Raw genomic sequence first — 24,211 nt, forward strand, 5'->3', positions numbered from 1 at the left:
CCATGCAGGTAACACGCCGCCGCAGGCGTGACGAGAAGGGCCTCACAAGCCTTCTTCGCCGCCGGCTACCACTGGTCACGGCGGGGACAACCGCCGTTGCCGTGGCTCTCGCCGGCACTGCAGTCGCCTCGACGCACCAGTTCGGGACCGAACAGGTCGGTCAGGTCACGAACAAGGGCCAGGTCGTCTCGAGCGATCAGTACATCGCTCCGTACGGCGATCGCCTGGTGCTCCAGAAGGGCAAGATCATGTCGTCCACCGTCAGCCCGGACGGCAGCCACCTGGCCGCCTCCGTGACCGACGGCGGGATGGCGCTGGCGATCATCGACCTGAAGAACTGGAAGGTGCAGCAGTACGTCGGCAACAACGCCGCTGCTGACCTGAGGATCCCCGGCAACGACGTCGGTCAGGAAGGCCCGACGTACTCGCCCGACGGTTCGCAGGTGTGGCTGGGCCAGTCCGACGGCTACCGCAAGTTCACGGTGAACCCGGACGGCTCGCTCGCCAACCCGACGTTCGTCACGATCCCGGCCGACGGCTCGAAGCGCGCGCTCGTCGGCGCGGCCGTCTTCTCGCCGGACAGCTCCACCGTGTACTCCGCGGTGAACGGCCAGAACCGGGTCGTCGCGATCGACACCGCGACCGGCACCATCAAGCAGAGCTGGGCCGTGGGCAACGCGCCACGTGGCATGGTCATGGTCGGCAGCAAGCTCTACGTCAGCAACGAGGGCGGCCGTCCGGCCAAGCCCGGCGAGCCCACGATCAACTCGTACGGCACCCAGGTGCCGGCCTCGCAGGTCACCGCCGCCACCACCACCGGTACCGTCAGCGTGATCGACGTGTCGAACCCGGCGGCCGCACCCGCGAGCATCGACGTCGGCTTGCACCCGACCGCGGTATACGCCAAGAACGGCGCCGTGTTCGTGACGAACACCGCCACCAACAACGTGTCGGTCATCGACACCCGGCGCGGCAAGGTCGTCCAGACCATCGCCACCCAGCCGTGGCCGGAGGCCTCGGTGGGTTACGAGCCCGACGGCGTGACGCTCACCGACGACGGCCACCTGCTGGTGTCGCTCGGCCGGGCCAACGCGGTCGCCGTCTACAAGTACAACAACCCGCTGGAGCCGGTCAGCTACATCGGTCTGCTGCCGACGGACTACTTCCCGGCGGAGATCGCGACCGTCGGCAAGGACATCGTGGTGTCCAACACCCGCGGAGTCGACGCCCGCCGTACGACGACCGCGGCCGGTCACGCCACGCACGACACGACGTCGAGCCTGACCAAGTTCAGCCTGCCGGACGACCACACCATCCGGGCCAACACCGGCAAGGTCTTCGACCAGAACGGCTGGACCAAGGGATCGGCCCAGGTTGCCACGGACAAGGGGCACCGCAACCCGGTGCCGGTTCCGGCGAAGCTCGGTGACCCGTCGACGATCAAGCACGTGTTCCTGATCGTCAAGGAGAACCGGACCTACGACCAGCTGTACGGCGACATCCCGGCAGGCAACGGCGACCCCGCGCTGGCGCAGTACGGCGAGAACGTGACGCCGAACCAGCACGCGATGGCCAAGCAGTTCGGGCTGTACGACAACACCTATGACGTCGGCACGAACTCCGCCGAGGGTCACAACTGGCTGATGCAGGCCGACAACCCGGAGTACACCGAGTCCACGGCCGGTCAATATACCCGCAGCTACGACACCGAGAACGACGCGCTCGGCCACCAGAAGAGCGGCTTCATCTGGACCGGCGCGCAGGCGGCCGGCAAGTCCGTCAAGGACTTCGGGGAGTTCCAGTCGATCGAGAGCAAGCCGGCCGGCGCGTCCTGGCAGAACCTGTACTGCGACACCAAGAACATGGTCGCGACGGGGCAGAACACCGCCTACCCCATCCAGACGGGCTCGGCGATCCCGTCGCTCAACGCCGTGTCGGTGCCCGGCTTCCCGCTCTTCGACACCAGCGTCCCGGACATCTACAAGTCCGAGATCTGGAAGCGTGACTTCGAGAAGAACGGGCCGGCGAACCTGAACATGTTCTGGCTGTCCAACGACCACACCGGTGGCCCGCCGAGCGGCGCCGCCCAGGTCGCCGACAACGACCTCGCCACCGGCAAGATCGTGGACGAGATCTCGCACAGCAAGTACTGGAAGGACTCGGCGATCTTCATCGTCGAGGACGACTCCCAGGCGGGTCTCGACCACGTCGACGGCCACCGGGCCCCGATTCAGATCATCAGCCCGTGGGCTCAGCACGGTGCCGTCGACAGCCGCTACTACACGCAGATCACGATGATCCGGACGATCGAGCAGATCCTCGGGATGAAGCCGATGAACCAGAAGGACACCGCGGCCACCCCGATGGCGACCGCGTTCACGACCAAGCCCGACTACACGCCGTTCACGTCGGTGCCGAACCGGACCTCGCTGACCGCGGGCCTGAGCACGCTGCCGTCCTGTGGCGCGGATGTTCCCGCGGCGCAGAACCCGACCGCCGCGCCCGCGCCGAAGGCGACGGTTCCGGCGGACCAGCAGGCGGTCGCGGCGAAGTGGGATGCCTGGAAGTCGCAGCAGCGGCTCACCGGTCCCAACGCCAAGGCGGACTTCGCGAACCCCGCGCAGATGAACCACTTCGACTGGTACCAGGCGCACGACTGGTCCACGCCGTACCCGGGGGAGAGCAAGATCTTCGCTCCGGCGGACGTGCCGGGTGCCGTCATCCCGTCAGCGGAGAACGACGGCTGACGTAGATCGATCACAGAGGAGGGCCCCTGGCCGGCTTCGCCGCCGGCCAGGGGCCCTGCCGTGGCTGCGGGCTACGGGTTCGTGGGGGCCGTTCCGGCGTCCGGCTGGGCGACGTGACAGGCCGCGTCGTGCCCGTCGCCGAGCCGGCGGAGGGTGGGCGTGACGTGGTGGCACTCGTCGACGACGAGCGGGCAACGCCAGCGGAACCGGCATCCGGGTGTCGGGTCGATGACCTTCGGAGGCTCTCCGGTATCGCCTTCGTTGCCGACGGTGAGCGGCGCGCGGGGATCGGGCACTGCTCCGAGCAACAGGTCGGTGTAGGGGTGCTTGGGGTTGGCCAGTACCGCCTCTGTCGGGCCGGACTCGACGATGTGACCGGCGTACATGATGAGCAGCCGGTCGGCGACGTAGCGCGCGCTTGCGATGTCGTGCGTGATGTAGAGGAACGACACGCCGGCGGATCTGCGCAGCTCCGCCATCAGATTGAGCAGGCCGATGCGGATCGACACGTCCAGCATCGAGACCGGCTCGTCGGCCAGGATCAGTTTGGGCTTGTGCGCCAAAGCCTGGGCGAAGCCGATGCGTTGCCGTTGACCGCCGCTGAGCTCGTAGGGGTAGCGGTGCATGATGTCGGCGGCTGGGGCCAGTCCGACCGCCTCGATGACTCGCTCGGCTTCGTCGTACCGCTGGGCACGCGTGAGGTCGCGGCGGTGCAGCTTCAGGCTGCGCAGGATGCCGTGAGAGACGCGGAAGGCGGGGTTGAGGGAGCTGAACGGGTCCTGGAACACCATCGGTACATCGCCGCGATAGACCAGCTGGTCCCGTCGCGATCGCATGCTCGACAGGGCACGGCCCTGGTAGTGGATCTCGCCGCTCGTCGGTCTGTAGACACCCGCGAGCAGGCGGGCGATGGTGCTCTTGCCGCTGCCGCTCTCTCCCGCGAGCGCCACGATCTCCTGCCGATCGACGGTGAGGTTGACGTCGTCGACGGCGTGCAGCATCTTGCCGGAGAACCCGCGGCCGACCCGGAAATGGCGGGTCAGGTCCTTCGTCTCGATCAGCGGTGCCGTCGGTGCGGCCGCCTCCGGGCCGGTCGAGGAGATCTTCTCGACGCTCAGATCGGTCACGACGTCGCCTCCCGTACGGCTTCCGCCGCTGGCGTGTAGCCGGGAGCGTGCAGCAGGCACCGTGCCTGCACTGGCCCGACTCGATAGAGCTCGGGCTCGACCCGGGGACAGTCGTCGAACGCCACTGGGCACCGCGGATGGAACCGGCAGCCGCTCGGTGGGTTGGCGAGGTCGGGCGGGCTCCCGGGAATCCCGATCAGCGGGAGCTTCGGTCCACGGATCGACGGGAACGCGTCGAGCAGGCCTTTGCTGTAAGGATGGGCCGGATCATCGAAGACCGCACGAGTGGCTCCCAGCTCAACCACCTGGCCGGCGTACATCACCATCAGCTGGTCGGAGAAGTGGCTGATCAGCGACATGTCATGAGTGACGAAGACGACCGCGAAGCCGAGCCGCTCCTGCAGTTCCTTGATCTGCAGCATCAGGGACCGTTGGGCGACGACGTCAAGGGCCGACGTCGGCTCGTCCATGATGATGAGGTCGGGCGTGAACAGCAGTGCCATCGCGATCATGGCCCGTTGCCGCATCCCGCCGCTGAGCTGGTGCGGGTAGCTGTTGAGGTGGATCGGATCGATGCCGACCAGTCGCAGGACCTCGGCCGGGCGATCGTCGGCCACCGGCTCGTCGTGCGCCACGATCGCGTCCCTGAACTGAGTGCCGATGCTGGTCACGGGGTTGAGGGCGTTCATCGCGCTCTGCATGACGACGGAGAAGTCACGCCAGCGCAACGCGGCGAGCTTCTTCTCGCTCATCGCGACCAGGTTCTGGCCCTGGAACCGCACGCTTCCGCTGGTGATGGCGGCTGGTGGGCTGAGCAGTTGGGCGATGGCGAACAACAGCGTCGACTTGCCGCAGCCGGACTCGCCGACCACACCGACGAACTCACCAGGATGGACGTCGAGATCCACCCCGTCGACCGCGACGACAGCACGTTCTCCTGTCTCGTACTCGACCGTGAGATCTCGGACCTCAAGAATGGGCTGACTTGGCACGTCGCCTCCGAACCGGCCGCAGCGCGGGGTTGCTGATCTCGTCGAACGCGTAGTTGAGCAAGGCAAAGGAAACACCGAGCAGCGCGACCGCCAGGCCCGGCGACAGCGCCCACGCGGGCAGGCCGTTCACCAGCGCCCCCTGGTTCTGCGCCCAGTACAGCATCGTGCCCCAGCTCAGCGAGTTGGGGTCGCCGAGCCCGAGGAACTGCAGGCCGGCGGCGGTCAGCACGGAGTACAGCGCGGCGCCGAGGAAGTTCGCGACGATCAGGGAGATCATCGTCGGCAGCACCTCGACCACGATGATGTACGACCGGCGTTCACCTCGCACGCGGGCCGACTCGAGGAAATCTCGGTTCCGCAGGGAGAGTGCCTGCGCGCGCATCTGCCGGGCGCCGTAGGCCCAGCCGGTGAGGATCAGCACGATGATGATCACGGTGAGGTTGCCCTTGCCGGCGTACGTCGCCAGCACGATGATCAGCGGGAATGTCGGCAGCACCAGGAACACATCGGTGAACATCGACAGCACGTCGTCGGCGACACCGCCGAGGTAGGCGGCCGAGACACCGATGACGACGGACAGGATCGTCGCGCCCAGACCGGCGACGACCGCGATGACCAGTGACTCCCGCGTGCTGTAGACGAGCTCGGCGTAGACGTCCTGGCCGAGGCCGGTGGTTCCGAGCCAATGCTTGGCCGAGGGATGCTGCAGAGGCAGGTCGCCGATCGTCCGTGGATCACCGTGAAGCCACGGGACGAAGAGGTGCGGGAAGGCGGCAAGCAGGCAGAACAGGGCAAGCAGAACCGCACCCAGCATGGCCTTGCGGTTGTGCAGGATGGCACGCCACAGGCCGCCCCGCGGGCGGCGGGCCGCGCTCGGTGCGGGTGCGGCGGTGCCGGCGACGATCGCGCTCATCGATCTACCCCTTCGTCCGGGCTCGCGGGTCGAGCAGGAACACCGCGAAGTCGCACAGCAGGACACAGATCAGCACGGCCAGCGTCACGAGCAGGAACAAGGCCTGCAGCAGTGGGTAGTCCGTGCTGACCGTGGCGTTGTAGAACATGTAACCCAGGCCGGGGTAGTTGAAGACGTATTCGACCAGGATGGTGCCGGAGATGACGAAGCCGAGCGACATCGCGAACCCGGAGAGATTGGGCAGGAACGCGTTCCGGCCCGCGTACCCGAACATGATCTTCCGGTCCGGGATGCCCTTGGCCCGGGCCATCCGGACGTAGTCCTCGGCCAGCGTCGTGAGCATGTTGTTGCGCATGGTCAGGATCCAGCCGCCGACCGCGGTGATCAGGATGGTGCTGGCCGGCAGGATGCCGTGCTTCAGGACGCTGAGGATGAACTCGGTGTTGAAGCCCGGCGTCAGCCCCTGCTCGTAGTTGAAGTCGTTGGGCAGGATCGGATTGTTGCCGATCGCAAAGAACGAGATCAGCAGCAGCGCCACCCAGAAGTAGGGGAGCGCCGAGGTGACGATGAAGACCGGCGGCACGATCCCGTCGATCAGCCCACCGCGCCGCCAGCCGGCGATCGTGCCGATCAAGGTACCCAGCACGAACGCCAGCACCGTGGCGATGCCGACCAGGCCGAGTGTCCAGGGCAACGCGTCGCCGATCAGCGTGGTCACCGGGACACCGAGGCTGCTGCCGATCGACACGCCCCAGTGCCCGGTCACCATCGCGTTCAGATACTCGAAGTACTGGAGCACGATGTTCTTGCCCGGGTCGAAGCCGAACTCGGCCAGGACGGTCCGCAACTGCTCCGGCGAGACCACCGAACCACCCTTGCTGAACCGCTCCCGCAGCGCCTCCTCGGGGCTGCCGGGCATCAGCCGCGGGATGAAGAAGTTCAGCGTCATCGCCGCCCAGAGAGTGACCACGAAGAACCCGAGACGACGTATCAGGTACCGCACGACCACCAGCTCCTCGTGCTCACTCTCACGGACGGCTCTCCTTTGTGACGGACTACTACTGCGCCGACTTCTACTGGGCCGATCTCTACTGGGCCGACTTCGAGTACAGGTTCGTCAGCACCTGCCCGACGTCGGGGATGTTGTACGGCGCCGGCTGGGCGTACGGGTTGTCCTGCGTCGGCCAGCCCTGGATGTCCTTGGTGTTGTACTGGTACCAGTCGACCGACTCGGTGGTCGGGATGACCGGCACGTCCTTGATCATGTACGACGAGATCTGCTTGATCAGCTTGACCTGCGTGTCCGGGTCGGCGCTCGCGTACTGGTCGAACAGCTTGTCCACCTCGGGTTTGAGGTAGCGCTCGTAGTTGCTGCTGGCCTGCTTGCCGATCGGCGCGGAGTTCTTCGAGTACAGCAGTTGCCGCAGCTCGTAGTACGGCGTGGGTCCGCCGGCCTGGCTTGAGTACGCCAGGTCGTAGTCGCCGTTGAAGAGCTTCTGGTTGTATGACTGCTGCTGCAGGTCGGAGATGGTCAGCTCGATCCCGACCGCGGCGAGCTGCTGCTTGACGACCGCGAGCGAGGCGTCCCAGTCGGTGTAGCCGGTGACCGTGATGATGCTGAGCTTGAGCGGGTTGGACGACGAGTACCCGGCGCTCTGGAGCAGTTGCTTGGCCTTGTCCGGGTTCGGCTTGTCGTAGCCGGCGGCCGTCAGCGCGTCCTTGTCGAAGTACTTGTCGAAGGTCGGCGTGACGACGCCGGTCTGGTTCGCGGCCGGCTGGTAGCCGCTCTCACCGATCTTCGAGATCTGCTCCCGGTCGAGCGCGTAGGCGATCGCCTGCCGGACGGCCAGGTTGCTGGTCGCCTTGTGCGCCGGATCGAGGTTCGGGATGATCGCGACGTTCGCGGTCGGCGGGAACCAGTAGTTGTTCTCAGGCGACTTGGACTTGTAGAAGTTGTCGATGTTCGGGATGTACTGACCACCCCACTGCGCCTTGCCGCTGGCCAGGTCGAGGTTGGCCGGATTGTTGTCCAGGTACGCCGGGTACTGGACCTTCTCCACGTACGGCTTGCCCGGCTGCCAGTAGCTGCCATTGGCAACGTACGAGATGTTGTTGCTGGTGCAGGTGGCGACCGTGAACGCCCCGGTGCCGACCGGTTTCGGATTCGCCCAGGTGGCCGGCTTGGACGCCGGCTCACCGGTGGACCAGATGTGCTTGGGGACGATGCCGACCTGGTTCGCGAAGTTGAAGAAGTACGGCTCGGCGGGCGCCTTGAACGCCAGCGTGACCTTGTCACCGCTCGCGGTGACGCTGGTCAGGCCCGCACCCGTCCACAGCGAGTACAGGTCGAGGGCCGGCTGTTGTTTCATCAGGTTGAAGGTGTAGACGACGTCGTCGGCCGTGAAGGGCTGCCCGTCGCTCCACTTGACGCCCGAGCGGATGGTGAAGACGATCGAGTCCTTCTTCGGCGACCAGCTGTAGGCCGTCGCCAGCATCGGCGTGGTGGCACCGTTCTTGAGCACGTTGACGAAGGTCAGCGGCTCGTAGACGAAGCCGAGCGCCTGCTGGTTGACCGCCGGGTTGAACGGGTTGAACTGGCACGGCCAGGTCTGCCCGCCCACGTTCGCGATCGTGACGGTGCCGCCCTTCTTGAAGGCTCCCGAGCCCTGACCGCTGCCGTTGCTCGTCGACGCGGCGGGATTGCCCGACGTCGGGTTGCCGATAGGTTTGTCGCCGCCGCCACAACCCGCTGCCAGTACGCCGACCGCTACTGCGAGGACGGCGACACGCTTGATGGCCCTCATCGTCTCTGCCTTTCGCTACTCGAAATCCAGGCCTTCGCCGTACGGCGGGTTGCCTGCGCGACTGGTTGCCAGGCCCGTGATCGTGACGAGCCGGTCATGCAAACGCCTCCTCACCAAGGACGGCGCCGGCGGCCTCGACACCAAGGGCGAGCGCCCCGACAAGCGGCGCGTCCGAAGGAAATCGGGCCACGATCAGTTCTGGCGGGAAGGGGACGGCCGTGTCGAGTGCCCGGCGCAGCTCAGGTGCGATCCGGGCCCACGAACGGACAAGCCCGCCGCCGACGACAATCCGGACCGGGTCGATGGCTATCGCCAGGTTGACGACATGCATCGCCAGTTCGCGGTTGAACTCGTCGGTGAGCAACGCGGCGTCCGGTTGGGTCTCCGCCAACGCGAAGACGTCGGCCGCGGTCACGGGCTGTCCCATCCGCGCGCTGCCGGTTGCCTGGAGAGCCTGACCACTCACGACGTCCTCCAGGATCGTGCGCTCCGCTGGTTCGATCCACACGTCCGCGGCGGTCCGCAGGTTGTAGCCGATCTCACCGGACGCCCCGCGTGCGCCGGAGATCACCCTGCCTCCGGCAACGATCGCCGCCGCCAAACCCGTGCCGAGATTGAGGTAGATGCCCGGATCGCAGCCGGCGAGCGCACCCCACCGCAGTTCGGCAGCGGCGGCAGCCTTCACATCGGTACCGAGCCGGACGGGCACGCCGGGGAAGGCGTCCCGTATCAACTGTCCGAAGGCGAGCTCGCCCCAGCCTGGAAAGGTCGGCGCGAGCTCGACCCGGTCGTCGTACGGTATGCCGAGGGTGGCGGCGCCCACCGCCGCGAGCTCCCGCTCGGGGGCGACGCCGGCCAGCAGGTCGCGCGCCGCGGCCAGGCCACGGGCCATTGCCGCTTCGGCTCCGGCATCGGCCAGGCTGTCGACGGTCGTGACGCCGAGACGTCGACCGGACAGATCGCCCACCGCAACGGCGATCTTCGTCCCGCCGAAGTCGAGTCCGAGGACGACCGGCGAACGAGTCATGGGCTGGCACCTCCTCGTGCCTACCGAATAGAATTAATCGGAAACTACGTTAACAATCACCGTCGGCACAAGGGCCACCGGTGACGGCGGTGTTAAGAGTTGGCAACTTGAGGAGATCGAGGTGACCGTTGTCGCCGGAGGTGCCTCCGCGGCCCGCCCGCGACTGATCCGTGCGATCAACGAGCAGGTCCTGCTTGATCACATCCGGCGGTCCGGACCGGTGTCCAGGACAGAACTCGCCAATCTCTCCGGCCTGTCGAAACCTACGGTCTCCTCGGCGCTGGGCAGCATCGAGCGGGCCGGGCTCGTCCACGCGTCCGGGCAGCGTACTGGCAGTCCCGGTCCAGCCGCGTTCCTGTACGAGGTACGGCCGGAAGCAGGATTCGTCCTCGGGCTGGACGTCGGCCGCGAGTTCCTGCGCGGTGCGGTTGCCGATCTGGCCGGCACGGTTCGCAGCCGGCTGAGCGTGCGTACGAAGGCCGTCGACGCGATGGCTCGCGTCCAGGAGTTGGCCGGCCTCGCGACGACGCTGTTGGGTGACGCCGGGATCAGAGCCTCGCAGCTCACCCAGACCGTGATCGGAAGTCCCGGTGTCTATGACCCGAAGCTCGACACCCTGACGTTGACCGGGCGGCTGTCCGGCTGGGACTCCCCAGCCGTGCTGCCGGCGCTGCGTGACGAGTTCGGGTCGACGTTGATGATCGAGAACGACGTCGATGCGGCCGCCTTGGCCGAACGGGTGCACGGTCACGGACGCGGCGTCGACAGCTTCGCGTTCGTGTCCGTCGGCACCGGTATCGGCATGGGCCTGGTACTCGACGGCAAGCTGCGGCACGGCTCCCACGGTGTGGCCGGCGAGATCAGCTACTTGCCTTTCGCCGAAGGCAGTGGCAGCGACGTCCGGGATGCCCGGAAGCGGGGCAGCTTCGACGCATCGGCCTCGGCCGCGGCCGTGGTGAGAGCCGCCAGACGAGCAGGCGTACGGGGTGCGTCCTCGGCCGAGAAGGTGTTCGCGGCCGCGGCGCGCGGCGATTCGGTCGCAGCCGGAATCGTCACCGAAGAGGCGCTGCTGGTGGCCAAGGCAGTGTGCACCGTCATCACGGTTGTCGACCCCGAGTTGATCGTGCTGGGTGGTGGCATCGGGCAGGCGCCGGGCTTCCTTGACGCTGTCGTCGACCAGTTGCGCCGGTTGGCGCCGGTCCTGCCGGAAGTGAAGGCGAGTGTGCTCGGCATCGACACCGTCGTGGCGGGTTGCATTGCCGCCGGCCTCGACCAGGCCTGGCAATACCTCGTAGGACAGATATCGCCCGGCGTGACCAGCTGAGGCGAGATCACTCGAGAGATGGAGCGGGACGTACGCCGCCATCGGCGGCCGCTGATTATTCGGTGGCGGCACGGCGGGGCTGCTGGTAGCGTCCTCGGTCTGCCTTTTCGGGTGGTTTCACTGCACTGCGTGAAGGATCGAATCGAACCGGATGGTTCTCCGGGGCGGGACCCTGTAGATCGCCGCAAGTCCGTCGTTTCGCATCCCTGCCAACACGAGTCGAGGCTCCTTCCCATGGTCGAATCCGCACTCCTCCCTGCACCGGAACTCGAGGCCGAACGGGCCTTCCTGGCCGAGGCCCACGCGGCGCTGGCCCGCATGCATGGCGATGTGCTGGTGCGAGAAGTCCCGGTGATCGGTGGCGAGGACAACGACGAACGCTTCACCAACGAGGCCAACACCCGCGCCCACCAGCAACGCGTGCTGGCCCTGGTCGACCTGCCTGATGTGCCGCTGTTCTTCGGGCTGCTCGACTACGAGCCCGGCACCATCGAGGGGATCGACCGGATTCACATCGGCCGTCGGCATGTTCACGACGGCAGCGGTGTACCGCTCGTCGTCGACTGGCGCGCGCGGGTGTCGGTTCCGTTCTATCGAGCGACCGCCGGCGATCGACAGCACGTCGTACTGCGGCGTCGCTACGGATTCTCCGATGCGGCCGAGCTGACCGGCTTCGAGGACGAGCCGCTGGTCGGAGCCGGCCCATCCGATCAGGCCGACGCGTTCCTGCGCGCCGAGATCGAACGCCCACGCACCGGGCCGATGCGCGACATCGTGGCCACGATCCAGCCGGAGCAGGACGACCTGGTCCGGGCGCCGCTGCACCCGAGCGTTTGCGTGCAAGGCGCGCCCGGTACCGGTAAGACGGCCGTCGGTCTGCACCGCGTGGCGTACCTGCTCTACACCGAACGGGAACGGCTCAGTCGTGGCGGTGTCGTGATCGTGGGGCCGAACCGGTCGTTCCTTTCGTACATCCGCAAAGTCCTGCCCGCGCTCGGTGAGGTCGACGTACGGCAGATCACCATTGACGAGCTGATCACCGAGCCGGCTACGGCGTCGGACGAACCGGACGTCGCGCGGCTCAAAAGTGATGCCCGGATGGCAGTCGTACTGCGACGTGCTCTGTGGTCATACGTGGGTACACCGACCGACGGAATCCTGTACAGCAAGGGTTCCCAGCGTTTCCGGGTGCATGACTACGAGGTCGGGGACATCGTGGCCGCGCTCCGCGAGTCGACCAGGTACGCGCCGGGGCGGAACGCCCTCGCACAGCGGATCGCGCACGCCGTACTGGTCCTGATGGAGCAGCGCGGCGATTCGCCGGACGACCGCGTGCAGAATGCCGTGGCCCGCTCGAAGCCCGTCAAGGCGATGCTCGACGCTGTGTGGCCGCGGGTCGTCGCCGAACAGGTGCTGCACCGGCTGTTCTCCGATGCCGACTTCCTGGCGCAGTCCGCGGGCGACGAGTTCACCGCGGACGAACGTACTGCGCTGTTGTGGTGCAAGCCCGCGCGTTCCTGGAAGTCGGCGAAGTGGTCCGCCGCCGACACCGTGTTGCTCGACGAGCTCGACGATCTGATCGAACGACGCACCGGCTCACTCGGCCATCTCGTACTGGACGAGGCGCAAGATCTGTCGGCCATGCAGTTGCGCGCCCTGGGCCGGCGTTGTCGCACCGGCTCGGTAACGGTCCTCGGCGACCTCGCCCAGGCAACGACACCGTGGGCAGCGGGCTCATGGGATCGGGTACTCGGTCACCTCGAGAAGGCGGACGCCGTCGTGGCCGAGCTCGATCGCGGCTTCCGCGTACCGGACCAGATCATCGACTTCGCGGCGAAATTGCTGCCACAGATCGCGCCCACGCTCGGCGTACCGCGCGGTGTTCGGACGGTCGCCGATGCGCTGACCATCGTCCAGACCGACGAGCGCTCCTTCACGGACACGCTCGTCGCTTCCTGCAGGGCCGCCCTCGCCGGCGAAGGTTCGGTCGCACTCGTCGCGGCCGACGATCAGATCTCACCCCTGCGCGACGCCCTTGTCGCCGCCGGTCTTCAGCCGGCGCTCCTCGGCGCCGCCGAGGACGCGATGGACACGGCGCGACTGGTCTGCGTTCCGGCGACGCTCGCGAAGGGCCTGGAGTTCGACGCAGTGGTGGTGGCTGAACCAGCACAGATCGTGGCGGCCGAACCACGTGGGCTGCAGCGGCTGTACGTAGTCCTCACCCGCGCCGTCAGCTGGCTCCAGATCGTCCACGCGGCACCCCTGCCCACCGCCCTCAACTCACCTGACACCATCACGCGGTCAGTCGATGCTCAGTAGCGGATCGCTGTCACCGGCAACCGGTCACCCCGGACGAACCCCCACAACTACGCGCTAACTAACCGGCTCCCCCCACAGAGCCCCGGTGCCGACCCACTTCCCGGCTCCCGATGCGCAGGGGGTCGGTGTCGGCCTACTTCCCGGCTCGACTCGCCGTGCCGCGGCCCTCTACCGGGCTCGACTCGCCTTGCCCCGGCCCACCTCCTGGGCTCCCCATGCGCAGGGGTCGGTGCCGACCCACTTCCCGGCTCGACCCGCCGTGCCCGGGCCCTCTTCCCGGCTTGACTCGCCGTGTCCCGGCCCGCGACTCGGCTCTCGATGCGCACGGGGTCGGTGTCGGCCTACTTCCCGGCTCGACCCGCCGTGTCCCGGCCCGCGACTCGGCTTCCGATGCGCAGGGGGTCGGTGCCGGCTCACTTCCCGGCTTGACTCGCCGTGCCCCGGCCCACTTCCCGGCTTGACCCGCCGCGCAGGACCGACTACCCGGCTCGACCCGCCCACCGCCGGGGGTGAATTCGGCGAGTCGATCCGGTAAGTCGGAGATTCACGGCGGGTCGATCCGGTAAGTGGGGCGGGGCACGGCGAGTCAAGCCGGGAAGTGGGCGCCGCGCGGCGGGTCGAGCCGGGGAGAGGAGAGACGTGGCGACGGCCTCCTGGTGAGGGCAGATGTCGGGACACTCCTAGCCTCGACGAACCAGTGTTGGCCCGCTGTCGACGAATCGGTGTTGGCCCGCTGTCGACCAAGCGTGAACAGGCGCCCGGTGACCGGTCAGGTGGTCAGCCGGGCGCCTGTTCGCGGGTCGCCTCAGCTCAGGGAAGCCAGCGCTTCGTTCCAGGTCTTCGACGGGCGCATCACGGCGGCGGCCTTGGCCGGGTCGGGTTGGTAGTAGCCGCCGAGGTCGACCGGGTTGCCCTGGACGGCGATCAGTTCCTCGACGATGGTCTGCTCGTTGGTGGCGAGGACCTCGGCCAGCGACGTGAAGGCCTTGGCCAGGTCGGTGTCGTCGGTCTGCTTGGCCAGCTCCTGCGCCCAGTAAAGGGACAGGTAGAAGTGGCTGCCGCGGTTGTCGATGCCGCCCACGCGACGGGTGGGGGACTTGTCCTCGTTGAGGAACGTCGCGGTCGCGCGGTCCAGGGTGTCGGCGAGGATCTGGGCGCGTGCGTTCCCGGCCGTCTGGGCCAGGTGTTCGAAGCTGGCGGCCAGGGCGAAGAACTCGCCGAGGCTGTCCCAGCGCAGGTAGTTCTCCTTCACCAGCTGCTGGACGTGCTTCGGCGCCGAGCCGCCCGCTCCGGTCTCGAACAGCCCGCCACCGGCCATCAGCGGGACGACCGACAGCATCTTCGCGCTGGTGCCCAGCTCCAGGATCGGGAACAGGTCGGTCAGGTAGTCACGCAGGACGTTGCCGGTGACGGAGATGGTGTTCTCACCCCGCCGGATCCGCTCCAGCGAGAATTTGATCGCATCCACCGGCGCCAGGATCTTCAGCTCCAGGCCCTCGGTGTCATGCTCGGTCAGGTACTCGTTGACCTTCGCGATCAGGTTCGCGTCGTGGGCGCGGGTCTCGTCCAGCCAGAACACCGCCGGGTCGCCGGTAGCCCGGGCGCGGGTGACGGCCAGCTTGACCCAGTCGCGGATCGGGGCGTCCTTGGTCTGGCAGGCGCGGAAGATGTCGCCCGCCGCGACCTCCTGCTCCAGTACTACGTTGCCGTCCGCGTCGACCAGCCGGACCGTGCCGGCTCCGGCCAGCTCGAACGTCTTGTCGTGGCTGCCGTACTCCTCGGCCTTCTGCGCCATCAGGCCGACGTTCGGGACGGAACCCATCGTCGCGGGGTCGAACGCGCCGTTCGCCCGGCAGTCGTCGATGACGACCTGGTAGATCCCGGCGTAGCTGCTGTCCGGCAGCACCGCGAGGGTGTCGTGCTCCTGGCCGTCCGGTCCCCACATGTGCCCGGAGGTACGGATCATCGCCGGCATCGAGGCGTCGACGATCACGTCGGACGGCACGTGCAGGTTGGTGATGCCCTTGTCGGAGTCGACCATCGCGAGCGCCGGGCCTGCGGCCAGCTCCGCGTCGAACGACGCCCTGATCGCATCGCCGTCAGGCAGCGCGGCCAGCCCGGTGAAGATCCCGCCGAGCCCGTCGTTCGGGGTCAGCCCGGCCGCGGCCAGGGTCTCGCCGTACTGGGCGAAGGTGTTCGGGAAGAACGCACGCACCGCGTGCCCGAACACGATCGGGTCGGACACCTTCATCATGGTGGCCTTCAGGTGGACCGAGAACAGCACGTCCTCGGCCTTCGCCCGAGCCACCTGGGCGGTGAGGAACTCGCGCAGCGCGGCGACGTGCATCACCGACGTGTCGACGACTTCGGCGGCCTGCACCGGGATCGACTCACGCAGTACCGTGGTCTCGCCGTCCGCGCCGACGAACTCGATCCGGAGCGTTCCGTCGGACTCGATCACGGCCGACTTCTCGGTGGAGCGGAAGTCGTTCTCGCCCATGGTGGCGACGTTCGTCTTCGACTCCGGCTTCCAGGCGCCCATCCGGTGCGGGTGGGTCTTGGCGTAGTTCTTCACCGAGGCGGGCGCGCGGCGGTCGGAGTTGCCCTCGCGCAGGACCGGGTTCACGGCGGAACCCTTGATCTTGTCGTACCGGGCGCGGATCTCCCGCTCGGAGTCGGTCTTCGGCTCGTCCGGGTACTCCGGCAGCGCGTAGCCCTGGCTGCGCAGCTCCGCGATCGCGGTCTTGAGTTGCGGGATCGAGGCGGAGACGTTCGGCAGCTTGATGATGTTCGCGGCGGGCGTCTTGGCCAGCTCCCCGAGCTCGGCGAGCGCGTCCGGGATCCGCTGGTCCTCGGTCAGGTGGTCGCCGAAGACGGCGATGATGCGCCCGGCCAGCGAGATGTCCCGGGTCTCCACGCCGACCCCGGCCTGCGCGGCGTACGCCTGGATCACCGGCAGGAACGAGTAGGTGGCCAGGGCCGGGGCCTCGTCCGTGTGCGTGTAGATGATGGTTGACTCAGTCACCGCGTACTCCGCTTCCTCTACTCCGTCGATGTCGCTCCCGGGCCATGCCGTGGAGGCATCCCCACCCTAAACGGCAGACCTGCCGCAGCAGGAACTGGTCCAGAGGCTTGGGACGAACTGGACAAGTGGTACTCCTCACGCGCGCAGATCTGCAGACCAGACGTGGAGGGCCGTGGCCAGGCGCCCTTAGGGTGGCAGAGTGGACAACGAGCCGAGTTGGCGTGAGAAGCGACGAGAGGCATCCGCCGTCCATGCTGCAGCCCTCGAACACCGTAAGGCCGCGGAGACCGCGCGAGCCCGCGCGCTGCTGGCCGAATTCGTCCGGAAGATGGAGGCAGCGGGCATCGCGCCTCGGCCGTTGCGGGCACCGGTCGTGGGATCGGGAGCGAGCTATCGGACCGACATCAGTGGCTGGTATCTCCGCCGCAACCAGTCACTCGGTGCGGACATCGACGGCAACTACTACATCCTTGGCACACCCGCCAGCCTGAAGGCCAGGCTGTTCGGCCTACGGATATCGCCGTCCGACCCGCCGCTCACGGTCGGCCTCGGCGCGCGCGATGGCGAATCCATCCCCCTCGAGCAGTTGCTCCGCCGCCGTCTCGAGGAGGCGACAACGACTGGACCTGACGAGAGCAAGAGGTAACCCGGACCGGCACCTCGTTCGGGTCTCGTCCGCTGCCCGGGACGCCGTGAACATGCTGCCGGTCACTGCGGCGATCTCGGCGCCGTCGTACTGGAGGTGCTCGACCGTGTCCTGGAGGCGGCGCAGATTCGCAAGGCCCATCTGGTCGAAATGTTGCCACCGCCGAGCGCCATTGCTGTCGCGGTATCCCGGCCACTGTCCGGGCGAGGTTCGGGAGGCCGGTGAACATGCCGTCCCGCACCGGGACACCGTCGCGTCCGACCGGCACCAGAGCGCCCGCACCGTCCTATTCCATCGACAGTCCGCGTTTCGCGACCGCATCCTCGGCGAGGCGCACGAGTCGGATCGCCTGGGTCATCGTCAGCGGCGTCAACACCGGATGTGGCCGATTCCCATCCGTCTCATTGCCCCGTCCGTAGCCTCCATAGCCACGTCCGCGGCCGTTCTTGTCATTCAGCACTCATCGAGCACCTCCTTGCCCAGAAACATATGGGCCTTCCGACGGACGGAACGGACGACTTCGCAACCTGTGGAAAACTCCTCGCAGCCCGCGGGGTGGTGACCTCGGTGACGGTTTCCGTGATGAAGGCGGCCCCGACGGCGCGGTAGTGGGCGTAGCCTCAACGTGCCCTCGACCTGCCACGGCGGCAACACGTGCGCAGCCGTCGTACTACACCGCTCACAAGCTTCGAAGTGCCACCCGGTCGGGATCTCCGTGAGCGGCTGCCTTCTGATCCGCAGGTGCCGCGTTCGAGACCATTACCATCCGTTGCCCCAGGCAACTGTCTTGCATAATGGCGGCCCGCCCGTCCATGCGGCGTCGCCTACTCAGAGGATCCCGAGCCCCACTGAACACCGAACGCGCGAAAGCCCCTCAGCTGACCACTCCGTCGGTGCGGGTTTCCCGGACAGTTCTGTCGCCCAGCTGTCCGGCCGCCTACTTCGCCACCCCCAGCGATCTGTTTGGCGCTGGAGGCCCGCCGCGGGGCAGTGGAGACCCGGGACGGGAATAGATGCGCGGTCATGTTGTTGATATGCATGCGCAGTCATGCAGTTCGCGGGCGCGCCGGACAGGAGGACGAGATGCAGTTCGGGGTTTTCACGGTCGGCGATATCGCGCCGGACCCGACGAACGGGTACACCTACAGTGAGGCGGAGCGGATCGACAACATGATCCGGGTCGCCCAGCGAGCCGATGAGGTCGGCCTCGACGTGTTCGCGCTGGGGGAGCACCACAACCCGCCGTTCGTGCCGTCGTCCCCGACCACGCTGCTCGGGTTCATCGCGGCGCAGACCAGGCGGATCATGCTTAGTACGTCGGTCACGCTGATGACCACCAACGACCCGGTGAAGATCGCCGAGGACTACGCGATGCTCCAGCACGTGGCCAAGGGCCGTCTGGACCTGATGGTCGGCCGCGGCAACACGGTGCCGGTCTACCCGTGGTTCGGCAAGGACATCCGCGAGGGCGTCGCGCTGGCGCTGGAGAACTACAACCTGTTGCACCGGTTGTGGCGTGAGGACGTGGTCGACTGGGAGGGGCGCTTCCGCACCCCGCTTCAGGGCTTCACCTCGACGCCCCGCCCGCTGGACGACGTACCGCCGTTCGTCTGGCACGGCTCGATCCGTACGCCGGAGATCGCCGAGCAGGCGGCCTACTACGGCAACGGCTTCTTCGCCAACCACATCCTGGCGCCGAACTTCCACTTCAAGCCACTGGTGGACCTCTACCGGCAGCGGTTCGAGCACTACGGTCACGGAACCGCGGCTCAGGCGATCGTGGGGCTGGGTGGCATGTCGTTCATCGCCAAGCGCTCCCAGGACGCGGTGAAGGCGTTCCGGCCGTACTTCGAGAACTACCCGGTGTTCCGCGGTTCGCGGCTCGAGGACCACATGTCCGCCACCCCGCTGACGGTCGGCAGTCCCGAGGAGGTCATCGACAAGGTGCTCACCTTCCAGGAAGGCTTCGGCGACTACCAGCGGCAACTGTTCGCGGTCGACGGCCTTGCCCTGCCGGTCGACGTGGCACTCGAGCAGGTTGAGCTGCTCGGCACCGAGGTGGTACCCGTGTTGCGGAAGGAGATGGAGTCGCGTCGCGCGCCTGGCGTCCCCGACGCTCCGACCCACGAGTCTCTGGTGTTGGCGAAGTACGGCGACACCCAGCCGCGTCAGCCCCGGCCCAACCCGAACCGAGGCGACAACCTGTCTGGCACCTCGCCGTACCAGGACAGTGCCCCGGACGTCGAGGCGCACTTCCCGGCGGGGTTCTGATGGAGAGCACGACCCGGCTCGCGAACGTGGCCTGGGAGGCGATGTTCCGCGCCCAGGCCACCCTGGCCCGCGAGTTCGAGCGCGACGGCGAGTGGGGTGACCTGCTGCCCCGCGAGTACGGCGTCCTGTACGCGCTCTCCAGGGCGCCGGAGGGTCTGCGGATCATCGACCTCTGTGACGATGCCCTGCTGACCCAGGCCGGCGTGTCCCGGTTGGTCATCCGGCTCGAACGGCGCGGGCTGGTGGAACGAAGCGATGACCCGCATGACGGCCGGGCGTCCCGCATCCGCCTCAGCGCCGAGGGTGCCGACGTACAGCGCCGCGTGGGTCGGGCCCACGCGCGACAAGTCGCGAGCGCGATGACGCGTGCTCTCGATACCAGCGAACTCCAGACCTTGCGAGACCTCTGTCTAGCCCTGACCGAGGCTGCCTCCGATCCGGCGGCCATGCTGCCCGAAAGGAACTCGAAATGAACGACATCGCAGCCGGCTTGGCAACGCCCGGCCTCACCGTCGCCGTCATCAGCGCCGGTGTCAGCGACCCGTCCTCGACCCGTCTGCTCGCGGACCGGATCGCCCAGAAGACCGTGGACACTCTGCTCGCGTCGGGCGCACACGCCACCATCGCGGTCATCGACCTCGCGCCCATCGCCGTGGAGATCGCCCGGTCCATCGTCTCCGGGTTCCCGCACGAGAAGGTCCAGGCCGCGATCGACCGGCTCGCCTCGGCCGACGCGATCATCGCCAGTACGCCGGTGTACAAAGCCGCGGTCAGCGGACTCTTCAAGTCGTTCGTCGACCTCATCGACAACGACCTGCTGGTGGCCAAACCCGTCGTCCTCGCCGCGACCGGTGGCACGGCCCGGCACGCCATGGTCGTCGACGACCAACTCCGGCCGCTCTTCGCCTTCCTCCGGGCCATCCCCATGCCGACGTCGCTGTACGCCGCGCCGGAAGACTGGGGCTCGACGGAGCTCGGCAAGCGGATCACCCGCGCCGCGAACGAACTGACAATGCTCGTGCTCAGCGGTGCGCCTCGCCAGATCGCCGACAACAACTGGTCCGGCTATCAGCACCAGTTCGCCGGCAACGCTACCCGCGCCGAGCGATCCGCCGCCGACATCGACTTCACCACCGACCTCATGCGCCTCGCCACCGGAGGCCGCCTCGACTGACACATCAGAGGCGGTGGCGACGTGCTTGTGGCTCGTCGATCTCCCCAGCCCGTGATGCATCGTTCAGAGGGGGAGTACGCCAACTTCTCGGTGTTCGACGTCGACACCGTGGACGAGTGGCACGACCTGCTCGCGAACCGTCCGTTGTTTCCCTATCTCAAAGGTGAAGGTCACGCCATTGGCGACTCAACCGAGCGTCTCTTATGAACTGAGGGTGCGGGAGATGCCGATGCCGCTGCGGGCGTCGCGGCCGTACTTGGCGATCTCGGCGGCCAGGTCCAGGCGTGCGACGCCTGCCTTCTGACGGTCCTCGTCGGTGAGCAGATCCGCCGGGATGATCCAGACGATCTCGAACTCCAGCCCGCTGGGATCCTTGCCGTACAGCGACTTGGTCGTGCCGTGGTCCGAGGCTCCGGCCAGCGCACCCGCGTCGCTCAAGGTCTTCGACAGATCCTCGAGGTCGCCGAGGGTGTCCACTTCCCAGGCGAGGTGGTAGAGCCCGACGGTTGTCCGTCCAGCGCCAGACGGCCCGGCCTGAGTCCCGATCTCGAACAACCCCAGGTCGTGGTCGTTGGTCGACCCCGGCGCCCGCAGGAACGCCGCCCCGTGGAACGAGTCCCCGCCCTCGATGTACCCGAACCCGAGCACGTCCTGGTAGAAGGCCACACTCTCGGCCAGATCGCGCACATACAGCACAGCATGGTTCAACCGGAAGATCGCCATGACCCAACTCCTAATCCTCGCTCCACAACACAATAGTTGAAGAGTCAACTGAACGATAGGGCGAAGATCCCAATCAGCGGTGGCTGCTGGGCGGGACTGCCATCGGCGCGGCGATCAGCGGATCACCCTCGAGGCAGCCGGCCAAGTCGTGCAACGAGACCGGCGCAGGCGCCGGGGTCCTCCGCGCATTCGGTTAATTAACCGCGTCAAGAATCTCGCGCTCGGATCTTGACATCTTCTTCGGGAGGTATCAGGGTTCCAATATCCTATCCGATCTGCGGTTGTTGCCCGGGGGCCTCATGGCAAAGACCGCGGCCCGTCGGTGATGGATCGGGCTCGGCGGTCACTTGCGTTGTGACGCGCCGCCTCATCATGCGATCAGCTGTTTTTGAACCACAAAGAGAGGTCACCGCTCATGACCAGGTTCCTTCGACACAAGGCGATGCGAGGCATACTCGCGGGGGTCGTCGCTGTCGCCGTCCTACCGATCGGCTTGTCTGCCTCCGCTGCACGGGATCCGCGCGGAACAACCACCGCGCCGAGCGCAGCTAGCGCTAAGACCACGACGAACACTTCGGCCGCGAGCATCTCCACGCCTGCGAACGTCACCACGGCGGCGAGCCCCTCGCTCGGACCGGCGGGGGCGGCGGCCCAGAAGCCCTACATGGGCTGGAGCAGTTACAGCATGCAGGTGTATTCGAATGACGGCGGCAACTGGATCTCAGCGGCCCAGATCATCGCCCAGTCGGATGCGATGCACAAGAAGCTCCAGCCGTACGGGTACAAGTACATCAACATCGACGCGGCGTGGAACGGCGGCACCGACGAGTACGGCCGGCCCGTGCCGAGTAAGAAGTTGTTCCCGAACGGTCTGCCGGCGGTGATCAACCACATCCACGCGAACGGCCAGAAGGTCGGGCTCTACAGCATCCCGGGAATCTCGAAGGCGATGCTGGACGCCAACCTTCCCGTTTACGGCCACCCGGAGTGTACGACGGGGGACCTGGCCAAGCAGCCGTTGCAGCAAGGGGACTACTGGGGCTTCGGGTACCGCGTCGACATGACGAAGCCGTGCGCCCAGGCGTACATCGACTCGATCGCCGATCTCTTTGCCTCCTGGGGCGTCGACTTCCTGAAGTTCGACAGTGTCACGCCAGGCTCGGGGCACAACGATCTGTCCATGGACGCCCGCGACGAGGTCAAGGGTTGGTCGCAGGCTCTCGCCCGCCACAACATCTGGCTCGAACTGTCCTGGGCGCTCGACATCAACTACGCGGACTACTGGAAGCAGTGGGCGAACGGATGGCGGGTCGAATGGGACGTCGAGTGCTATTGCCCGGGTGAGGCGCTCACGGCCTGGCCGAACATCGCGCGGCTCTTCCCCAAGGCGGCCGACTGGTGGCGTCACGCTGGGCCCGGTGGCTGGAACGACTTCGACTCCCTTGATGTCGGCAACGGAACGATGGATGGGATGACCAAGGACGAGCGGCGTACGGCGGCGACGCTGTGGGCGGTCTCCGCAGCTCCGTTCTACATCGGCAACGACATGACCAAGCTCGATTCGTACGGCGTGGAACTGCTCACGAACCCCGAGGTGATCGCGGTCAACCAGGCGGGGCGTCCCGCGCAACCGGTGTCGACCAAGACCAACCGGCAGGTGTGGTACTCGCTCAACGCGGACAGCTCGTACACCGTCGCGCTGTTCAACCTCGGGACCACCGAGGCCAACATGACGGCGAACTGGGCGGATCTCGGACTGGACGGCTCCGCGACGGTGCGCGACCTGTGGGCGAAGAAGGACCTGGGGCAGTTCGCGTCCGGCTACACCGCGGCGACTGTGCCCCCGCATGGTGTCCGCCTGTTCAAGGTCACGCCGCAGAAGAACTCGGCGATCCGCGTCAACGACGACGACCTGCGGGTCTCCTACGAGGGTGCCTGGCAGCGCAACGGCAACTACGAGGTACCGGCGGTCTCGGAGCCGCTGACGGTCACGGTGACGGACTCGGGGACCCCCGCGGCTCCGAAGGCGGCTGCTACCTCCGGCACACGGACGGTTGAGCTGAACAATGACGACCCAGGGATTGTCTACACGGGTTCGTGGAGCCGGAGTACGGGCCGTGGGCTCGGTGACTATCAGGACGACGTGCAGTACACGGAGAACAACGGCGACGCCTTCTCATACAGCTTCGTCGGCAACGGCGTCGACTACGTGACGGAGAAGGACCCCTCGCAGGGCGAGGTCGACATCTACGTCGATGGTGCCTTCAAGGCGACCGTCGACACCCACGCCGACACGCGCTCCGCGCAGCAGTTGGTGTACAGCATCTCGGACCTGCCGAACGGGAGCCACACGATCCGTGGTGTGAAGAAGTCGGGTCAGTTCATGCTGGTCGACAAGCTGGTAGTGCGGCAGGAGAGTCTGCTGAACCCCGGTACTGCGGCCTTCGACAAGTCCGCGCAAGCCGACGTGACGACCGAGATCGGGCGCGACCCCGGCGAGCTGGTCTCGATCGCGAACGGCGGCAAGGCTCTCGTCAAGGGCACCGACTACACCGTCGCCGGCAGGGTCGTGACGATCAACAAGGCGTACCTCGCGGCCCAGCCGACTGGCAGCACGAAGCTGGACTTCAGCTTCCATGGTGATTACCGCGACGATGTGCACGCCTCGACAGCGGACGGCGCGGCGATCAACTTCACCTTCCGGGGTACCGGCGTCGACTGGGTCACGGCACTAGCGCCGGATCAGGGCGAAGCCGACGTCTACATCGACGGCAAGCTCGTGACCCGGGTGAACCTCCACAACGATGCGCGGCTCACGACGCGGCAGGTGTTCACCCGCACGGGCCTGCAGGATGGGCAGCACACCCTGCGCATCGTGAAGGTCTCGGGCCAGGTACTGCGGAACGACATGATCCGCTACACGATCGCAAAATAGCCCTGACGTAGAAGGGGCTGGGTGATCTGGGACCTGTCGAAGGGTCCCAGATCACCCAACGCGAAGGGCATTTATCGCGCGTCGAGGCACTCGAGCGGGAGCAAGGTCCAAGGAGCTGGTGCCGAAGGTCGGCTTGGTGCGGTTCCCGGTTGTCTCGTGCGGCATCGCCGTGTCGGCGGCATTG

Annotated in this window: 18 protein-coding genes; 9 read left to right on the top strand and 9 right to left on the bottom strand. The window is 67.1% G+C overall.

The annotated features are described in order from the left end of the window. The first annotated feature begins 2 nt into the window (after window positions 1–2). The gene (locus ABD210_RS20350) at window positions 3–2,747 is read left to right on the top strand and encodes a phosphoesterase (RefSeq protein ID WP_344113380.1); all 2,745 of its coding nucleotides are present in this window, start codon (window positions 3–5) and stop codon (window positions 2,745–2,747) included. Between the two features lie 71 nt (window positions 2,748–2,818). Here ABD210_RS20350 and ABD210_RS20355 read toward each other — a convergent pair whose 3' ends face one another. From ABD210_RS20355 to ABD210_RS20380, 6 genes are all read right to left on the bottom strand, one after another. Continuing rightward, entirely contained in the window at window positions 2,819–3,874 is a 1,056-nt protein-coding gene (locus ABD210_RS20355; protein ID WP_344113381.1) for an ABC transporter ATP-binding protein, read from the bottom strand. After that, window positions 3,871–4,866 (bottom strand): ABC transporter ATP-binding protein, encoded by a 996-nt coding sequence (locus ABD210_RS20360; protein WP_344113382.1) that lies wholly within the window; start codon window positions 4,864–4,866, stop codon window positions 3,871–3,873. The genes ABD210_RS20355 and ABD210_RS20360 overlap by 4 nt, the downstream gene beginning before the upstream one ends. Further along, window positions 4,844–5,779 carry an ABC transporter permease gene (locus ABD210_RS20365; protein ID WP_344113383.1) on the bottom strand — a complete coding sequence of 312 codons (936 nt, stop codon included), beginning with the start codon at window positions 5,777–5,779 and terminating at the stop codon, window positions 4,844–4,846. Before ABD210_RS20365 ends, ABD210_RS20360 begins: the two co-directional genes overlap by 23 nt. A gap of 4 nt (window positions 5,780–5,783) precedes the next feature. Then, entirely contained in the window at window positions 5,784–6,782 is a 999-nt protein-coding gene (locus ABD210_RS20370) for an ABC transporter permease (protein WP_344113384.1), read from the bottom strand. Between the two features lie 85 nt (window positions 6,783–6,867). Beyond that, window positions 6,868–8,583 carry an ABC transporter substrate-binding protein gene (locus ABD210_RS20375; protein ID WP_344113386.1) on the bottom strand — a complete coding sequence of 572 codons (1,716 nt, stop codon included), beginning with the start codon at window positions 8,581–8,583 and terminating at the stop codon, window positions 6,868–6,870. A gap of 94 nt (window positions 8,584–8,677) precedes the next feature. Next, window positions 8,678–9,610, bottom strand: coding sequence for an ROK family protein (locus ABD210_RS20380; RefSeq protein WP_344113387.1), 933 nt, complete (start codon window positions 9,608–9,610; stop codon window positions 8,678–8,680). A gap of 121 nt (window positions 9,611–9,731) precedes the next feature. Here ABD210_RS20380 and ABD210_RS20385 point away from each other — a divergent pair, with 121 nt between their 5' ends. Continuing rightward, window positions 9,732–10,934, top strand: coding sequence for an ROK family transcriptional regulator (locus ABD210_RS20385; RefSeq protein WP_344113389.1), 1,203 nt, complete (start codon window positions 9,732–9,734; stop codon window positions 10,932–10,934). Between the two features lie 234 nt (window positions 10,935–11,168). Next, entirely contained in the window at window positions 11,169–13,253 is a 2,085-nt protein-coding gene (locus ABD210_RS20390) for a HelD family protein (protein WP_344113391.1), read from the top strand. Window positions 13,254–14,058: 805 nt separating this feature from the next. Here ABD210_RS20390 and ABD210_RS20395 read toward each other — a convergent pair. Continuing rightward, window positions 14,059–16,278 carry an NADP-dependent isocitrate dehydrogenase gene (locus ABD210_RS20395; protein ID WP_344113392.1) on the bottom strand — a complete coding sequence of 740 codons (2,220 nt, stop codon included), beginning with the start codon at window positions 16,276–16,278 and terminating at the stop codon, window positions 14,059–14,061. A 199-nt stretch (window positions 16,279–16,477) separates the two neighbouring features. On the opposite strand from ABD210_RS20395, the gene ABD210_RS20400 reads away from it, so the two are divergent. Further along, window positions 16,478–16,924 (top strand): hypothetical protein, encoded by a 447-nt coding sequence (locus tag ABD210_RS20400; protein ID WP_344113393.1) that lies wholly within the window; start codon window positions 16,478–16,480, stop codon window positions 16,922–16,924. A gap of 286 nt (window positions 16,925–17,210) precedes the next feature. On the opposite strand, the gene ABD210_RS20405 is transcribed toward ABD210_RS20400, so the two are convergent. Continuing rightward, window positions 17,211–17,384 carry a hypothetical protein gene (locus ABD210_RS20405; RefSeq protein ID WP_344113394.1) on the bottom strand — a complete coding sequence of 58 codons (174 nt, stop codon included), beginning with the start codon at window positions 17,382–17,384 and terminating at the stop codon, window positions 17,211–17,213. A 623-nt stretch (window positions 17,385–18,007) separates the two neighbouring features. Between ABD210_RS20405 and ABD210_RS20410 the strand changes: the two genes are divergently transcribed. Genes ABD210_RS20410 through ABD210_RS20425 form a run of 4 tightly spaced genes read left to right on the top strand, consistent with a single transcriptional unit; the run spans window position 18,008 to window position 20,576 of the window. Further along, window positions 18,008–19,195, top strand: coding sequence for a CE1758 family FMN-dependent luciferase-like monooxygenase (locus tag ABD210_RS20410; RefSeq protein ID WP_344113395.1), 1,188 nt, complete (start codon window positions 18,008–18,010; stop codon window positions 19,193–19,195). Continuing rightward, window positions 19,195–19,668: a MarR family winged helix-turn-helix transcriptional regulator gene (locus ABD210_RS20415; protein ID WP_344113396.1), complete on the top strand. Its 474-nt coding sequence runs from the start codon at window positions 19,195–19,197 to the stop codon at window positions 19,666–19,668. The genes ABD210_RS20410 and ABD210_RS20415 overlap by 1 nt, the downstream gene beginning before the upstream one ends. Continuing rightward, window positions 19,665–20,369, top strand: coding sequence for a CE1759 family FMN reductase (locus tag ABD210_RS20420; RefSeq protein WP_344113397.1), 705 nt, complete (start codon window positions 19,665–19,667; stop codon window positions 20,367–20,369). The genes ABD210_RS20415 and ABD210_RS20420 overlap by 4 nt, the downstream gene beginning before the upstream one ends. Before the next feature lie 54 nt (window positions 20,370–20,423). Further along, window positions 20,424–20,576 (top strand): muconolactone Delta-isomerase family protein, encoded by a 153-nt coding sequence (locus ABD210_RS20425; RefSeq protein ID WP_344113398.1) that lies wholly within the window; start codon window positions 20,424–20,426, stop codon window positions 20,574–20,576. Here the strand turns inward: ABD210_RS20425 and ABD210_RS20430 are convergent. Then, window positions 20,571–21,092 carry a VOC family protein gene (locus ABD210_RS20430; RefSeq protein WP_344113399.1) on the bottom strand — a complete coding sequence of 174 codons (522 nt, stop codon included), beginning with the start codon at window positions 21,090–21,092 and terminating at the stop codon, window positions 20,571–20,573. The two genes, ABD210_RS20425 and ABD210_RS20430, sit on opposite strands and share 6 nt — an antisense overlap. Window positions 21,093–21,507: 415 nt before the next feature. On the opposite strand from ABD210_RS20430, the gene ABD210_RS20435 reads away from it, so the two are divergent. Further along, window positions 21,508–24,027, top strand: a complete 2,520-nt coding sequence (locus ABD210_RS20435; protein WP_344113400.1) for a X2-like carbohydrate binding domain-containing protein — start codon at window positions 21,508–21,510, stop codon at window positions 24,025–24,027. Window positions 24,028–24,211: the final 184 nt, after the last annotated feature.

Source organism: Kribbella alba (assembly GCF_039529635.1).
Lineage (GTDB): Bacteria > Actinomycetota > Actinomycetes > Propionibacteriales > Kribbellaceae > Kribbella > Kribbella alba.

Coding starts and splice junctions, on each gene's coding strand:
- ABD210_RS20350 (WP_344113380.1), top strand. CDS start 3: ATGCAGGTAACACGCCGCCGCAGGCGTGACGAGAAGGGCCTCACAAGC.
- ABD210_RS20365 (WP_344113383.1), bottom strand. CDS start 5,779: ATGAGCGCGATCGTCGCCGGCACCGCCGCACCCGCACCGAGCGCGGCC.
- ABD210_RS20375 (WP_344113386.1), bottom strand. CDS start 8,583: ATGAGGGCCATCAAGCGTGTCGCCGTCCTCGCAGTAGCGGTCGGCGTA.
- ABD210_RS20380 (WP_344113387.1), bottom strand. CDS start 9,610: ATGACTCGTTCGCCGGTCGTCCTCGGACTCGACTTCGGCGGGACGAAG.
- ABD210_RS20390 (WP_344113391.1), top strand. CDS start 11,169: ATGGTCGAATCCGCACTCCTCCCTGCACCGGAACTCGAGGCCGAACGG.
- ABD210_RS20410 (WP_344113395.1), top strand. CDS start 18,008: ATGCAGTTCGGGGTTTTCACGGTCGGCGATATCGCGCCGGACCCGACG.
- ABD210_RS20415 (WP_344113396.1), top strand. CDS start 19,195: ATGGAGAGCACGACCCGGCTCGCGAACGTGGCCTGGGAGGCGATGTTC.
- ABD210_RS20420 (WP_344113397.1), top strand. CDS start 19,665: ATGAACGACATCGCAGCCGGCTTGGCAACGCCCGGCCTCACCGTCGCC.
- ABD210_RS20425 (WP_344113398.1), top strand. CDS start 20,424: ATGCATCGTTCAGAGGGGGAGTACGCCAACTTCTCGGTGTTCGACGTC.
- ABD210_RS20430 (WP_344113399.1), bottom strand. CDS start 21,092: ATGGCGATCTTCCGGTTGAACCATGCTGTGCTGTATGTGCGCGATCTG.
- ABD210_RS20435 (WP_344113400.1), top strand. CDS start 21,508: ATGACCAGGTTCCTTCGACACAAGGCGATGCGAGGCATACTCGCGGGG.